We start from the raw sequence: 14,384 nt of genomic DNA on the forward strand, positions 1-14,384 counted from the left end.
GGGGAGAGCCTGGCGTTGCCACGCGATCTTTCCCTGATTTTATTGTAGTGGGTGTGTCAAGCGGGCGCGCTTCGCGCGCGAGAAGCAGGTTCCTCGCTGCGCTCGGAATGACAGAAAGAAAGGCAACGGCAGAAGCAAAGGCAAAAGCAGAAGCAAAGGCAAAAGCAGATTCCCTGCGGGAATGACAAAGAAAATAATAGAGGCGAAGGGAAGAGCGCCGGCGAGGCTTAGGGGGTCAGGCTACCTGGGGCTGGAGTGCGGGTTTGGCGTTGCGGGGGCGCGCGGTGTCGGGTGTTTTGCGCGGAGGAGCGGCTTCAGTGCGGTCCGAGGGCAGGGGCGTCAGTGAGGCGACGGGCTTCTCGGAGAAGTAGAACTCGGTCTGGAGGAGTGCGTCGGCTGGGCGGGACTGCATGACATTGAGGCCCTTGACGCGGCGCGCGAGGGAACGGAGGGAGCCGTTGAGGCGGGCGTCGTCGGCTTCGACGAGCGGATTGGCGAGAGGGCGGCCGTCGATGGAGCGGAGCGAGGAAGCATTGGCTGCGCCGTCCTGTGGCTGGCGGAGAGCCTGACCACGCGAAGGAAGCGACCAGGCGCAACTGCCGTGCGTGGTGCGGCGGGGTGCAGCGAGAGCAGCGGCTGCTTCAGCAGCCTGGAGGCGATCAGGTGGAAACGTGCGAGCAAACGATGTGTCCTTCATGGGATTGTCCTCTGTGGGGTCTTTCGCACTAGTCGTTGAGATGCGGGATAGACCGGCACGGTTACATGCGCCGAGGGATGTTTCACGATAAGCGGACAGCGGCTGCTGAATGTTGGGGGTGGATTTGATCTTCTATCGACCCGTTTGGGAGGCGGCTTGGAGCTTTGATAGCGGCAGGACGGCTTCGTGGCGATCCAACTAAGAAGATTCTGCCGGGAGAGCGGGTATTTCGCTGTGTTCGGAATCACAGCTGAAAAATAGAGGGCCCGTGTGACGTAGTACATGCAGCGGTACAGGTTCGTTCCAGCGACGTTTGAGATCGTGCTAAGCGAGCGAAGAGGCGAGGGGCTCGAAGGACTCAATGCCTGCCTGGGGTGCGGCTTCGAATGTGGCCTTTTCGAAGGGATCTTGCGCGAGTGCGGTGCGGAGGCGCTGCCAGGAGTCGTGGAGCATCTCGGGCAGGGTACGGGTGTCGGCGAGGACGGCGAGGAAGTTGTTGTCGCCGTTCCAGCGGGGGACGGCGTGGAGATGCAGGTGCTGGGCGATGCCGGCGCCGGCGGCTTCGCCGAGATTGAGGCCGATGTTGAGGCCGTGGGGGTGGTAGACGGTGCGGAGGGCACGCTCGGCGCGACGTGCGAGGCGAAGGAGGTCTTCGGCGACGTGCAGAGGGAGGGCGGCGAGGGAGTCCTGGTGAATGTAAGGGACGGCCATGACGTGGCCGTTGTTGTAGGGAAAGGCGTTGAGGACGAGATAGCCGTGGGGGCCGCGTTCGAGGAGCCAGACGGCGGCTTCCGCCTCGTCGGAGGGCATGTTGTGGGCGATGGCGTAGTCGACGGCGGCGATCTGGTTGCAGAAGACGCAGCCGAGGTCGCCGGGGAAGGCGTCGAGCGCCGGGGGCACGCCGGGGCGCTGACGGCTGCGGTCGGCGGTGACGTAGGCGTGGCGCCAGGGGGTCCAGAGCCGCTGCGTTCCCGGGTTTTCGCCGGTGCTCATGTGCGAAGTATAGGACTGAAGTACCGTCATGGTACGTTGCTGGCGGAAGAAATTTTGTACGGTAACGCTAAAGTGAGCGATTGGCGCGGGTCTGAGGGAGGTTGGGACGGGGTTGTGAGACGGGTTGGGGGTACGCTCGCGCCTTCGGCGCTTGCTACGGCAAGAGCGAGAACGCAGAGGGCGCAGTGTAGAAGCGCGCAGAGGGCGCGGAGGAAAACAGACAACGGCAAAGGCAATGGAACATCACGAAGAAAAATTGCGACCTGCGGAGCACGACATTCGTCTTTAGTACAGGACCCTACGGTGCTACGAAGTGGCTGTTGGCAGCCGAAGACGATCGAACGGCGATGACCGGACGACATATAACGACGAGGCGGTAAGACTGGCGGGGAGCGGACGCGGAAGCGACTGTATCAAGCCAGTGAAAGCGACGGACGACATCGGCCTCTCGTTGACCCTGCACTATACGACTGCTACACTTGTAACGAGAGTGCCTGCGCGCGGGACCCAGTCGCAGCCTCCCTCTTCAAAAGCAATACTCTTCCCGCTGACATCACGAGCTTGCACGGACCCTCTTCGGGAGGCAGGATTTGCTGCCGTCTGTAGAGACCGGGGTTGGTGGACGGCGAGAAAACCGGGTCCCGGAGCAGACAAAGAAACCCATGGCCGACCACGACCACAATTCCTTATCAACCGAGAGCACAGCCCTGAACACGACATTGGAACCAACCGCCCCCGAAGCCGCGGCCGAGACGCCGACTGAAGTATCCACCACGCCTGAGACCGTAGTTGCCGAGACTGCACCCGCAGAGACCGCACACGTCACAGACCCCATCCCCGCAGTGCCCGAGCCGGTTTCGCTCGAGGCGGCTGAGGAGCACGAGCCCGAGTACAGCGATGAAGATTTCGCAAAGGCGCTCGAGAGCTTTGACCGCGAGCAGGCAGCCGAGAAGGACGCTGCACAGTCGCTGACCGCCGAAGAGGTGGTGGTGACGGGTACGGTGGTGAAGATCACCGACAAGCACATGGTGGTGGACATCGGCCTGAAGTCCGAGGGACTGATTCCTCTGGACCAGGTGGTGGACCACACGGGCGCGCCGAAGTTTGCGGTGGGCGATTCGATCGAAGTTGTGGTCGAGCGTGAGGAGAGCGAGGGCGGCTATCTCGTAAGCCACGAGAAGGCCCTGCGCCATAAAGTTTGGGACAAGCTGGAAGAGGCTGCCAACACCAAGACCCCTGTGAAGGGCATGGTGGTGAGCCGCGTGAAGGGCGGCCTGACGGTCGACATCGGCATCAAGGCGTTCCTGCCGGGCTCGCAGGTTGAGGTCCGCCCGGTTCGCAATCTTGACGGCTATATCGGCACGGAGCTGGAAGTCCGTGTGATCAAGCTGAACAAGAAGCGCGGCAACGTGGTGATCTCGCGCAAGGAGATCCTCGAAGAAGAGCAGAACGCGAAGAAGGCTGTGACGCTCTCGACGCTTGAGGAAGGCTCGGTGTTCACCGGTGTGGTGAAGAACCTGACCGACTACGGCGCGTTTGTGGATATGGGCGGGCTGGACGGCCTGCTGCACATTACGGACATGAGCTGGGGCCGGCTGACGCACCCCCGCGATCTGGTGAACGTCGGCGACGAGATCCAGGTGAAGGTGCTGAAGTTCGACAAGGAAAAGCAGCGCGTGTCGCTGGGCTTCAAGCAGTTGACGCCTGACCCGTGGCTGGACGCGATCGAGCGCTACCCGGTGGGTGCGCAGGTGCGCGGCCGCGTGTTGAGCGTGACTGACTACGGCTCGTTCGTAGAGCTGGAGCAGGGCATTGAAGGCCTGGTCCACGTGAGCGAGATGACGTGGTCCAAGCGGATGAAGCACCCGAGCAAGATGGTGAAGCCGGGCGATGAGGTGGACACGATCATCCTGAGCGTGAACCCGACCGACCGCCGGATTTCGCTGGGCATGAAGCAGCTACAGGACAATCCGTGGGAGGCGCTGGAGGACAAGTACCCGGTGGGTGCTGTGATCGAGGGCCGCGTGCGGAACCTGACGGACTTCGGTGCGTTCATCGAGATCGAAGACGGCATCGATGGCCTGGTACACGTGTCGAACCTGAGCTGGACCAAGCGCATCAAGCATCCTTCGGAGGTCCTGAAGAAGGGCGAGAAGGTGAAGGCTGTCGTTCTGGGCGTTGAGCCGGAGAACCGCCGCCTGTCGCTGGGCGTGAAGCAACTGCAGCCGGATGTCTGGGACACGTTCTTTGCCCAGCACCGCGTGGGCGACGTCATCAAGGGCAAGGTGCTGCGCACGGCGCAGTTCGGAGCCTTCGTTGAGATCGCTGAGGGCGTTGAGGGCCTGTGCCATGTGTCCGAGGCTGTGGATGATCACGGTAAGCAGATCGATCTTCAGGTTGGCGATGAGCACGAGTTCAAGATCGTGAAGATGAACCAGGAAGAGAAGAAGGTCGGCCTGAGCATCAAGGCGATCGGCGAAGAGGCGACTCGCGCCGAGGTCGAGAGCTACAAAGAATCGGCTGGCAAGGGTGGGGGCAAGAGCGGCAAGGGCGGCTCGAGCTCTTCCTCAAGCTCCAACTCTGGTTCGACTACGCTGGGCGACTTGCTGAAGTGGAAGCAGAGCGAGAGCGAAGACCACGAAAACGAGTAAGACAGTAGTGAGTAGATAGTAGTGAGTAGAGCGAAGGCCGCCGAAGAGATTCGGCGGCCTTTGTGTTTGTGGGCTACGGTTCGAGGGTGAAGCTCTGGATGGCGACCTGCGGGCCGGCGCGGGAGCGCGAGCGCTCGGGGAGGATGCGGACGGTGATCTCGTCGAAGGACTTGAGCGAGGTTTGGCGGGGGAAGCGGAAGCTGAGGGAGTCGTCGACGGGTGGGCGCTGCAGCGGCATGGGCGAGACGGCGCTGGAGGCGAGGACCTGCGTGCCAAGAGAGATGCTAGCTGGCTTTTTCTGGCTGGTGTCGCGGAGGAGGAGTTCGATAGAGATGGAGCCGGGGACGTTGTCGGCGTTTTTTACGTTGATGCGGAGCGCGTGGCAACAGTCGAGTGGGACGGGGTTGGCGAGGTGTTGATGGGCCTCCATGATGAGCGGGCGGGCGTTTGTGGAGAAGATGTGGTTCTTGATGGGATCGCCGTGCGCCCGGCGGGCGTTGACCTCGGGCGCTGTGTCCGGGGCTTTGAAGTACCAATAGACTCCGTCAAATTCAATGAGGCGGGGTTTGCCGGAGAGGGTTGAGTTCTCCGGTGTGGGGGCTATTAGTTTGTGGGGCTTCGGCGGTGCGAACAGGATGATGCCTGAGTAGCCGTGGCCTTCGTGCGGGCGCGCTTTGATGGGGATGGCCGCCTGGGTGCTGTGGGCGATTGCGAGCAGTCGTGCGAGCGCCATTGCGCCGGGGCCGGGCTTGAGAAAAGCCGTCAGCGCCAGGAGCATGAGCAGGAACGCCAGCGAGGTGGTGACGCCCGCGGCTCTTCCGTCGAAACGGACGCGCGACCGGGTGACCCAGGGCAGACGCACCATGCAGCCTACGGCGAAGAGCGCGCCTCCGAGCCAGGTTTGACCGCGCAGCAGCGCCAACAGGCCGAGTTGCAGCGCGAGAGATACGACGATGGTCGGGAAGATTGTTGGCGTCGCCGCGCCTGGAACGTTGAAGACGCTCTGCAGATCGCCTTCCAGCCGGATGTCAGGAGCAGGGCCGCCGTCCACGCGCAGCTTCCATTGCCGCACCAGCGCCACCACAAGCCATGCGATCCAGGGCAGCAGTGCCGATACCCATAGAGACCTGGCCATACCGAGGATCATCAGTGCGGGAATCCAGGTTGCCGGAATCCAGATCTCGTATAGAAGCCGCCACAGCGCTGACCCCTGCACATCGACGACGTTGCCGGCAATCCAGACGGTGAGCGAGTGGATGCAGGCTGCGACTGTGAGACATATCAAGGCGAAGACGAAGAGCTCGCGCCATGTGAGCCGCGACGTGAGCTCGAGGCGGCAGACGAAGAGCATCACCCAGCCGGTCGCGAGAAAGCTTGCGGCCAATGGCCGGGAGAGGATTCGCGGTGAAGGTGTCTGTGCAGCGACCTCGGTGAGCATGGGATTTTCCCGATGCTGGTTATCGTAACGCGTTTTGCTGGGCGCGAGGTTAGAAGCGGAGGCGCAGGGCGAATTGGACCTGTCGTGGGGTGCCTGTGCCGACGGGGCCGGTGTTGACGGTGGCGATGATCTGGCCGAAGGTGCTGGTGGAGACGTCGGCGAGCGGCAGGCCGTACTGGGCGCGGTTGAAGAGGTTGAAGAATTCGCCGCGGAACTCTAGTTGCGCGAGCTCTTTGAGGGGGATGATCTTGCTGAGAGCGAGGTCGGCCTGCCAGAGAGACGGGCCGCGCGCGATGTTGCGAGGGGCGTCGCCGTAGCCCGATCCTGTGACGAGGGTGAAGGCGGCAGGGTTGATCCAGCCGGAGATGCGATGACCGCCCGGAGGCGTTAGCGAGACGCCGGGGACGATGTTGGGGCGCTGGCTGGTGGTGTAGCCGGTGGCGACGGAGGAGCTGGAGCGGTCTTCGGTGACGTTGACGGGGAGGCCGGTGCGGTCGGTGACGATGGGGGAGATTGTCCAGTTGCCGAGGACCGCGGCCGCAGCGCGCTGGCCGAAGGGTGCGGAGGCGCTGGGGCTGAGGTAGGTGCGTCCGGGGCCGAAGGGGAGATCGTAGACGACGTTGGCGGAGAAGACCTGGCGGACGTCGAAGTCTCCGGAGGCGCGCTCGCAGGGCAGGCAGGCGGGGTTTTGCGGATAGTCGGAGTCGCCGCCGCCGGCTGCGTCCTGGTCGATCTCGTGCGACCAAGTGTAGTTGGCGCGGACGAGGAGGCCGTGGGTGAAGTTACGTTGCAGGCCGTCGACGAGCGCCTGGTAGGAGCTGTTGTTAATGTTGCCGCGCCATTGGATCTGTCCGAAGGCGGGGTAGGGGCGGAGGCCGGTGGCGGGGTCGATGAGATTGACGTAGGAGGTGGTGAGGAGATACGTGCCCTTGCTGCCGACGTAGGAGAGCGTGTTGACGAAGTGGCTGGGCAGGGCCTGTTGCACGGAGAGCCCCCACTCGGTGAAGTAGGAGTCCTTGCGGGTGCGGTCGTCGTCGCGCGCGCTGACGGTGCCGGGGCCGTTGAGGAACGGAGTGATGGGGAAGGCGAGTGCGGGTGTCGATTTGAGGCTGAGGGAGTACTGGCCGACCTCGTTGTTGGTGGGGAGGTTCTGGTCGTCGAGCTGGCCGTCGCCGTGGTAGAGGCCGAAGCCGCCGCGCAGGACGGTGTTGTTGCGCAGAGCCAAGGGGGACCAGGTGAAGGAGACGCGGGGATCGATGTCGAGCGTGTTGGGGTTGCCGAAGCTGGCGCCAGCGCCGCAGAAGCCCTGCGGGCCGCAGGTGGCGAAGTCAAAGGGAACGGCTTTGCCGAAGACCTCGTGGAAGAGGTTGAAGAAGGTGTAGCGGACGCCAAGGTTGAAGGTGAGGTTGGGGCGGAGCTTCCACTCGTCCTGTGCGTAGCTGTAGACCTCGGTTTTGCGGAGACCGTTGGTGGGGAGCGCGTTGGCGTAGGACGCGCTGCTGACGGAGTTGGCGAGGAAGCTGGCGGTGGAGGAGAAGGTGGCCGTGCCGTTGGCGGTGTTGCCCTGGTTGAGTTGAATGCGGCGGACCTCGACGCCGACCTTGAAAGTCTGGGTGTTGTGGACGAGGGTGAGGTTGTCGATGTAGGAGAAGGTGTTGCCGACGCCAACCTTGTACTCGTTGTTGGCGAGGGTGGTGAAGCCGGAGACGGCGACTGCGGTGGCGAGGTTGAGAGCACTCTGATTGGTGGTGTAGACGTTGCCGCGGTTGAATCCGAAGCGGGTTTCGTTGATGAGAGTAGGAGAGAAGATGTGCAGGAACTCGAGCTCGCCGTTGACGGGACGCGAGGAGATCTGCTGGCGGTCGTTGAGGTAGCTGCCGCCTTCAGAGAGCGGGGCGTCGCTGACGGCGGCGTCGAAGCTGAAGCGGAGGAAGGCCGAGTTGCGCTGGGAAAAGTGCTGATCGAGGCGCAGGATGGCGGAGTCTTCGTGATCGAGCTGACGGCCGGAGCCGACGAACTCGGCGATCTGGGTGCTGCCTGTGACAGGCAGGGTGCCCTTTGGGTAGGCGTTGAGGACAGGTACGAGGGCGGGGCTGGCGGCGGCGACCTGCGCCTTGAAGGTGTCGGTGGGGACGAAGCCGGGGAGCGTTTGGCCGAGTGTCTGGCGGAGGCCTTCGTAGGCGAAGAAGTAGAAGCTGCGGTCGTGCACGATGGGTCCGCCGAGAGAGCCGCCGAATTGGTTGAGGCGGAAGGGCGGTTTGCTGGCGTCGAATGTGTCGTCGGGCTGGCGGGCGTCGAAGATGTCGTTGCGGAGGTACTCGAAGAGGCTGCCGTGGAGCTGGTTGGAGCCGGTCTTAGTGACGACGGCGATCTGGCCGCCGGGTGAGACGCCCTTTTCGGCGGTGAAGAGCATGGTGTCGATCTGGAATTCGGCGATGGAGTCGATGGGGATGGCGACGCGGACGAAGGGTTGCTGCGCCTGGTTGACGACGTTGGTGGCGTCGATGCCGTCGAGGGTGACGGCGTTGTCGTCGAGGCCTTTGCCGGCGAAGCGGATGGTGCGCTGATTGCTGCCGCCGGTGTCGACCGCGCCGGGGACGAGAGCGGTGAGGGTGGACCAGTTGCGGCCGTTGAGCGGAAGCTGCTTGAGTTGCGCGGGTTCGGTGCGGGCGTCGAGGGCGTCGGAGCTTTTGTCGAAGTCGGCCTGGGTGTCTTCGACGGTGACGACCTGCGGGGCGCTTGCGATGCCGAGACGGACGTCGATGGTGCTGGTGTGGCCGACGGTCAGTTGCAGATTGTCGTAGATGTGGTCTTGAAACCCAGGGGCGGAGATGGTGAGGCGGTAGGAGCCGATGGGGAGATTGGGGATGTCGTAGGTGCCGGTGGCGGAACTGACTGTGTCGCGATGCAGGCCGGTGGCGGTTTGCGTGGCCGTGATGTGGGCTGCTAGGACGCGGCTGCCGGAGGGGTCGCTGACGGTGCCGTTGAGGCCGGCGAGGTCGACTTGCGCGTGAGCGGTGCCGGTGAAGAGAGCAGCGAGTGGCAAGATGACAAGGAGTTCATAAAGACGCATGGTGTGAATGAGGGTATCTGGAAGCGGGAGGATGCACGTTAGCGGCGGATTAATTGACGCTGGCCGGGGCCGTCGCAACGGGAGAGAGATGTCGATCAGGTATGGTGACGCCATGATGTGCTGGCGAACCGAGTGGAAACGAATTGTGATGGTGCTGTTTGTGCTTGCCGGTGCTGTGGCTGCCAATGCGCAGACGCGGCCGGAGTTTTCGGGGACCTGGCAGCAGGACAACGCGCACAGTGTGCCTGCGCGGACAGGCGATACGACGTTGAAGATCGTTCAGCATGATCCGTAGTTCAGCGTGGAGACGACGATCGTTCGCGCGGGATATGCTGACCGGCATGCGCTGCAGAGGTATACGACGGATGGACAGCCTTCGACCAGCACAGGAGCGGACGGCGATAGCTTTGAGACCCGGATTGTGTGGGACGGGCCGGTGCTGGTGTTTACGCTCGTTGAGCAGGAAGACGGCCGGACGATCCACTCTGCGGAAAGGTGGTCTGTCAGCGAGGATGGGCAGACGCTCAAGCGCGACCGGCGGAGCTCGAAGGCCGAGGGAGAGTCGGTGATCGTTTATCAGCGTGTGCGTGGATGATGGGGGATTGCGGGTGCTGAAAGGTGTGGGGCGGGAGTGCTATTCTGCCTGCACTATGCGTTCTTTGATGGCTGTTGCCCTGATGGGTGTTTGTGTTTTCGCGTCTGCTCAACTTGTTGTTGCTCAATTGCCTGCCGATACGGAGGCGAAGGTGGCCGCGGCGGCGGAGAAGGTGCTGAAGGAGACGGGCGTGCCTTCGGCTTCGGTGGTGATTGCGGTGGATGGGAGGGTGGTCTACGCGAAGGCGTTTGGGATGGCGAAGATTGCACCTGCTGGTTCCGGAGAGGCGGTGAAGGCGGAGGCTTCGATGGCGTATCCAATCGGGTCGATCTCGAAGCAGTTTACGGCGCAGGCGGCGCTGCTGTTGCAGCAGGAGGGGAAGCTGTCGCTGGATGACAAGGTGGGGAAGTATTTTCCGGAGCTGACGCGGTCGAATGAGGTGACGCTGCGGAACCTGATGACGATGACCAGCGGCTACGAGGACTTTGCGCCGCAGGATTACATCATCCCAGCGTGGCGGAAGCCGGTGAAGCCGATCGACAATATTCATGAGTGGGCGGAGAAGCCGCTGGACTTTGAGCCGGGGACGGACTGGCAGTACTCGAATACGAACTATGTGCTGCTGGGGCTGATTGTGGAGAAGGTGAGTGGGGAGCCGCTGTACCAGTTTATCCGCGAGCATGTGCTGACGCCGCTGGGGCTGGAGGGCGTGTTCAACACGTATACCGAGCGGCAGAGGCTGCAGGTGGATGGCTACGTGTCGTATGCGATGGCGCCGGTGCGCTTGCAGCCGCTGGAGGGCACGGGATGGTACTTCGGCGATGGGGATTTGGCGATGCCGGCGGCTACGCTGGTGAAGTGGGACCTGGGGATCATCAATCACTCCTTATTGAGTGCCGAGAGCTATAAGGAGTTTGAGACGCCGTATGTGCTGAAGAGTGGGCGTGACTCGCACTATGGGCTGGGGATCTTTATCCGGCGGGTGGATGGGCGGCTGGAGTTTGAGCACTCGGGCGAGGTGGGTGGGTATGTGAGCGAGAATGTCGTTTACCCGGACGACAAGGCAGCGGTGGTGGTGCTGACGAACGAGGTTGCGAGTGGCGCGGCGAGCGAGATTGCTGCCGCGATTGCTCCGCTGATTCTGCCGCCGGCGAAGGCCCCGGAGGTGAGCGGGCCGACAGAGGTGGTTGCGGCGTTCGCGCCGAAGCTGAAGGGGATTATGACCGGGCTGCAGACGCAGCAGATCGACCGCGGGCTGTTTACATCGGACTGCAATGACTACTTCGGGAAGGATGCGCTGGCGGATTTCGCGTCGACGCTGGGGCCGCTGGGGACCGTGACGACGGTGGCTCCGATGCGGAATGCGCTGCGCGGCGGGATGACGTTCGGGCTGTACAAGGTGACGTTCTCCGGCGGTGAGAGCGTGCTGGTGACGGTGTACCTGGAGCCGGATGGGAAGATCGAACAACTGCTGGTGGTAGGGAAGGCGTAAGGGGCCAGGTGTCAGGCCGCTTTGCTGAAGAGCGGCTTGATGGTCGTGAGCTTCTTGCGTCGGGCCTGAGCGAGGTCGTAGTTGTGAAGCGAAAGGTCAAGCGCCAGTTGCCGTTTAAAAGAAATGCGAATTTCAGCCTGATTCCGGGACGCCATTTTTGAGGCGTAGGGAGGTTGCCATCTTCTTTCTCCTAAGTTTTTAGTTGACAGCGAGGCGGGTGTGGGCATAATGTCCTAATTTATTAGGAGACTGGCAATGGCAAAACGTGAGAAGAGCGGGTTGACGAAGCTGGAGCTGCAGTTGATGCAGGTGATCTGGCGGCGTGGGGCGAGCACGGTGAGCGAGGTGCAGGAGGGGCTGAAGCAGGAACTGGCGTATACGACCGTACAGACGATGCTGAACATCCTGGAGCGGAAAGGGAAGCTGAGGCGGCAGCTGGAGGGGCGGGCGTATGTGTACAGCGCGGCGGTGAGCGAGGAGAAGGCGTCGAGCCATGCGGTGCGGGACCTGATTGACCGGATGTTTGGGGGGTCCAGTGAGGAGCTCGTGATGAGCCTGATCAAGAGTAAACAGATTGATGCGAAGACAGTGGCAGAGCTGACGAAGCGGGTGGCGGATGAGGAGGAAGCATGAGGGAGTTTGAGGCGTTTGTGCTGACGTACCTGGTGAATTCGTTGTGGCAGGTTCCGATGGTGTTTGCCACGGCGTGGGTGGCGGCGCGGCTGGTGCGGCGGCTGGGGCCGATAGAGGAGCATCGCGCCTGGTGCGGTGGACTGCTGGTGGCTGTGGGGCTGCCTGCAATCGTGACGGATGTGCATGCGGCTGCGTTGTGGGCCGAGGCGGTGTCGTGGTTTACGCGTGGCGATGGAGCGACGGGCCGGGTGAATGCGGTGGTTGGAAGCGGTCATGCAGGTGGCGCATTGAGGGTCTCGTCCGTGTGGGTTAGCGCGGTTGTGATGGTTTATGCGGCGGTAACGGCTTACTTTGTGGCGCGGCTGGTGTGGGGGATGTGGAGGGCTCGGCTGCTGCGGCGTAGTGCAGTTGCGGTGCCGGAGGAAGCGGTGGTGCGGGCTGCGTGGGTGCGGCATCGCAGGAGCTTTGGCGTGGAGGACGCTGTAATCGCTGCGGTGCCGGATGCAGAGGGGCCGATGACGGTTGGGGTGTTTCGGCGGGTGCTGCTGCTGCCGATGACGTGGCTGGGTGCAGTCGCTGAAGAGGACATGGAGGCGGCGATTGCGCATGAGTGCGCGCATATGCAGCGGCGGGACTTTGCGAAGAACCTGCTGTATCGCGTGCTGACGCTGCCGATTGCGTATCATCCGGCGACGTGGATGCTGCAGGCGCGGGTGGTGGAGACGCGGGAGATGACCTGCGATGCGATGGCGTCGGATGCCGTCGCAGGGCGGGAGAGGTATGCACGATCGCTGCTGCGGCTCGCGGAGAACCTGCTGGAGGGCAGGCGCGGGCAGAACATTCACGCCATCGGAATCTTCGATGCCAACGATTTTGAGAGGAGAGTTATGAAGCTGACGATGAAACGGATGGAGGTTGGTAGGGTGCGTCGTGTGGTGATTGCTGCGTCGTGCTTGGCGTTGGGAATGGGGACGGGCGCTTCGGCGATGATGCTGCATATGCGCGTGGCTACGCCGACAGCGACGCAGGATGAGGGCCAAGGGAAGACGTTGCCTGTAAAAGCGGGTGTGATGGCGGGGCAGATTGTGAGTAATGTGAACCCGGTGTATCCGAAGGAGGCGAGGGCACAGAAGATACAGGGTGCGGTGGTGCTGAAGGCGGTGATTGGCAAGGATGGGCATGTCCAGAATCTGGAGGCGGTGTCCGGGCCGGATGAGCTGCGGGCATCGGCGCTGGATGCGGTGAAGCAGTGGGTGTTCAAGCCATATCTGCTGAACGGCAACCCCGTAGAAGTGGAGACAAAGATTGAGGTGAACTATTCGCTTGCGAAGTAGCCCGATGGCGGCGGATGAGGAGTGGGCCTCATCTGCCGCCTCCATCGAAGGGATGAGTTATAGATCAACCGCGAGAGGCAGGACGTGTGCAGGTGAGATGGGTATTATCCGCATGCGATGAGAAAAGCGATTTTGCGGTCGACAACATTTGGTGGACGTGTCCATGGTGCGTGGCGCGTTGAGGTAAGTGGAGCGAGGGTGCGAGTTGCCTGAGCTGCCGCTTGCAGAAGACCGGCCATCCTATGCGGGGTGGCGTATGGTGGCTGCTGCGTTCGTGGGTGTGATGGTGAGCTTTGCGGCCATGGTGCCGTTCACCTTCAGTCTGTTTCTTGTGCCTCTGCAGGGGGCGTTCGGCTGGAAGCGGGAGGCGATCTCGCAGGCGTTTGCGATTGCAGCGTTGACGGTTGCAGCGTGCTCGCCAATGATCGGCACGTTGCTGGACCGTTTGCCACCGCGCCGTATCCTTCTGCCGAGTATCGTAGTGTTTGCCTGTGCGATGGCTTCGCTTTCGCTGCTGGGCGGGCACATTGCGCAGTTCTATGGGACCTATATGGTGCTCGGCATCGTGGGCAATGGGACAGCGCAGTTGGCTTACTCGCGGGCGGTGCTGACCTGGTTCGAGCGGCGGCGTGGATTGGCGCTTGCGATTGTGCTGACGGGCAGCGGGACGGGCTCGATCGTGCTGCCGATGCTGGCGCAACACATGATCTCTCAGCATGGATGGCGTGCTGCGTATGTTGCGCTGGGAGCGGTGGCGCTGCTGGGGCTTCCGCTGACGGCGCTGTTGGTACGCAACCGGCCCGACGCGCCGAAAGAGGTTTCAACCGCGACTGTCGCGGTGAAGATTGGCGAGGTGCTGAGAACACGTGTCTTCTGGCTGATTGCGATTCCGGTGATGCTGTCGGCGCTCAGTTTGAATGGGGCGATTGCTCACCTTGCGGCCCTGCTGATAGGGCGCTCGGTGACACCTGCGAGCGCTGCGCTGGCGCTGTCGATGCTCGGAGTATCGGGGATTGTGGGGCGGCTGATGACGGGGCACCTGCTGGACCGCATGTTTGCGCCGCTGGTGTCGCTGGGTGTTTTGTTGATTGCGGCCATGGGCATTGTGACGCTGGCGTATGCGACGACCGCCGCTGCGGGAATCTTTGGTGCGTTCATGATGGGGTTCGGTTCGGGGAGCGAGGCGGACGTGGTTCCCTACCTGATCGCAAAGTACTTTGGACGTGCTCGGTTTTCGACGCTGTATGGGCTAAGCTGGACGGCCTATGCCGTGGGCGGCGCGACTGGACCTGTGCTGATGGGACACGCCTTTGACAAGGCCGGGACGTATCTGACGTCGAGTGTGCTGCTGCTTGCAGTGCCTCTGTTTGCGGCAGCGGCGCTGCAACTGCTGTTGCCGTCGTATCCGGTGGCGGTGGCAGGCCGCGACACCAACCTTGCGCTCGAAGATGAGTTGCAAACGATTCAAATTTAGAGGA

12 protein-coding genes are annotated in these 14,384 nt (G+C 62.6%); 7 read left to right on the top strand and 5 right to left on the bottom strand.

The genetic code is table 11. The features are described 5' to 3' along the window. Positions 1-235: 235 nt before the first annotated feature. Together GOB94_RS12150 and GOB94_RS12155 are read right to left on the bottom strand one after the other, a co-directional pair. Positions 236-697, bottom strand: a complete 462-nt coding sequence (locus GOB94_RS12150) for a hypothetical protein (RefSeq protein ID WP_182276166.1) — start codon at positions 695-697, stop codon at positions 236-238. A gap of 324 nt (positions 698-1,021) precedes the next feature. Beyond that, positions 1,022-1,720, bottom strand: coding sequence for an HIT domain-containing protein (locus GOB94_RS12155; protein WP_255483910.1), 699 nt, complete (start codon positions 1,718-1,720; stop codon positions 1,022-1,024). 632 nt (positions 1,721-2,352) lie between these two features. Here GOB94_RS12155 and GOB94_RS12160 point away from each other — a divergent pair. Then, positions 2,353-4,341, top strand: coding sequence for a 30S ribosomal protein S1 (locus GOB94_RS12160; protein ID WP_182276167.1), 1,989 nt, complete (start codon positions 2,353-2,355; stop codon positions 4,339-4,341). 73 nt (positions 4,342-4,414) lie between these two features. On the opposite strand, the gene GOB94_RS12165 is transcribed toward GOB94_RS12160, so the two are convergent. Both GOB94_RS12165 and GOB94_RS12170 read right to left on the bottom strand, forming a co-directional pair. Further along, positions 4,415-5,779: a hypothetical protein gene (locus GOB94_RS12165; protein ID WP_182276168.1), complete on the bottom strand. Its 1,365-nt coding sequence runs from the start codon at positions 5,777-5,779 to the stop codon at positions 4,415-4,417. Between the two features lie 49 nt (positions 5,780-5,828). Then, entirely contained in the window at positions 5,829-8,825 is a 2,997-nt protein-coding gene (locus GOB94_RS12170; RefSeq protein ID WP_182276169.1) for a TonB-dependent receptor, read from the bottom strand. Positions 8,826-8,940: 115 nt separating this feature from the next. On the opposite strand from GOB94_RS12170, the gene GOB94_RS12175 reads away from it, so the two are divergent. The 3 genes from GOB94_RS12175 (at position 8,941) to GOB94_RS12185 (ending at position 10,939) form a co-directional block, all read left to right on the top strand. Continuing rightward, complete coding sequence (locus tag GOB94_RS12175) at positions 8,941-9,147, top strand: hypothetical protein (protein ID WP_182276170.1); 207 nt, start codon at positions 8,941-8,943, stop codon at positions 9,145-9,147. Positions 9,148-9,153: 6 nt separating this feature from the next. Beyond that, positions 9,154-9,447, top strand: coding sequence for a hypothetical protein (locus tag GOB94_RS12180; protein ID WP_182276171.1), 294 nt, complete (start codon positions 9,154-9,156; stop codon positions 9,445-9,447). A gap of 127 nt (positions 9,448-9,574) precedes the next feature. Beyond that, a complete protein-coding gene (locus tag GOB94_RS12185; protein WP_255483911.1) occupies positions 9,575-10,939 on the top strand; it encodes a serine hydrolase domain-containing protein in 1,365 nt (454 codons plus the stop codon). 11 nt (positions 10,940-10,950) lie between these two features. Here the strand turns inward: GOB94_RS12185 and GOB94_RS12190 are convergent, their stop codons facing one another. Then, the gene (locus tag GOB94_RS12190) at positions 10,951-11,166 is read right to left on the bottom strand and encodes a hypothetical protein (RefSeq protein ID WP_182276173.1); all 216 of its coding nucleotides are present in this window, start codon (positions 11,164-11,166) and stop codon (positions 10,951-10,953) included. Positions 11,167-11,194: 28 nt separating this feature from the next. On the opposite strand from GOB94_RS12190, the gene GOB94_RS12195 reads away from it, so the two are divergent. The 3 genes from GOB94_RS12195 (at position 11,195) to GOB94_RS12205 (ending at position 14,380) form a co-directional block, all read left to right on the top strand. Beyond that, a complete protein-coding gene (locus GOB94_RS12195) occupies positions 11,195-11,572 on the top strand; it encodes a BlaI/MecI/CopY family transcriptional regulator (protein ID WP_182276174.1) in 378 nt (125 codons plus the stop codon). Next, positions 11,569-12,906, top strand: a complete 1,338-nt coding sequence (locus GOB94_RS12200) for a M56 family metallopeptidase (RefSeq protein ID WP_182276175.1) — start codon at positions 11,569-11,571, stop codon at positions 12,904-12,906. The genes GOB94_RS12195 and GOB94_RS12200 overlap by 4 nt, the downstream gene beginning before the upstream one ends. A gap of 205 nt (positions 12,907-13,111) precedes the next feature. After that, complete coding sequence (locus tag GOB94_RS12205) at positions 13,112-14,380, top strand: MFS transporter (protein ID WP_255483912.1); 1,269 nt, start codon at positions 13,112-13,114, stop codon at positions 14,378-14,380. Positions 14,381-14,384: the final 4 nt, after the last annotated feature.

Source organism: Granulicella sp. 5B5 (assembly GCF_014083945.1).
Classification (GTDB): domain Bacteria; phylum Acidobacteriota; class Terriglobia; order Terriglobales; family Acidobacteriaceae; genus Granulicella.

Excerpts from the sequence above, each read along its gene's own strand:
- GOB94_RS12150 (WP_182276166.1), bottom strand. The coding sequence starts at position 697 with ATGAAGGACACATCGTTTGCTCGCACGTTTCCACCTGATCGCCTCCAG.
- GOB94_RS12155 (WP_255483910.1), bottom strand. The coding sequence starts at position 1,720 with ATGACGGTACTTCAGTCCTATACTTCGCACATGAGCACCGGCGAAAAC.
- GOB94_RS12160 (WP_182276167.1), top strand. The coding sequence starts at position 2,353 with ATGGCCGACCACGACCACAATTCCTTATCAACCGAGAGCACAGCCCTG.
- GOB94_RS12165 (WP_182276168.1), bottom strand. The coding sequence starts at position 5,779 with ATGCTCACCGAGGTCGCTGCACAGACACCTTCACCGCGAATCCTCTCC.
- GOB94_RS12175 (WP_182276170.1), top strand. The coding sequence starts at position 8,941 with ATGTCGATCAGGTATGGTGACGCCATGATGTGCTGGCGAACCGAGTGG.
- GOB94_RS12190 (WP_182276173.1), bottom strand. The coding sequence starts at position 11,166 with ATGCCCACACCCGCCTCGCTGTCAACTAAAAACTTAGGAGAAAGAAGA.
- GOB94_RS12195 (WP_182276174.1), top strand. The coding sequence starts at position 11,195 with ATGGCAAAACGTGAGAAGAGCGGGTTGACGAAGCTGGAGCTGCAGTTG.
- GOB94_RS12200 (WP_182276175.1), top strand. The coding sequence starts at position 11,569 with ATGAGGGAGTTTGAGGCGTTTGTGCTGACGTACCTGGTGAATTCGTTG.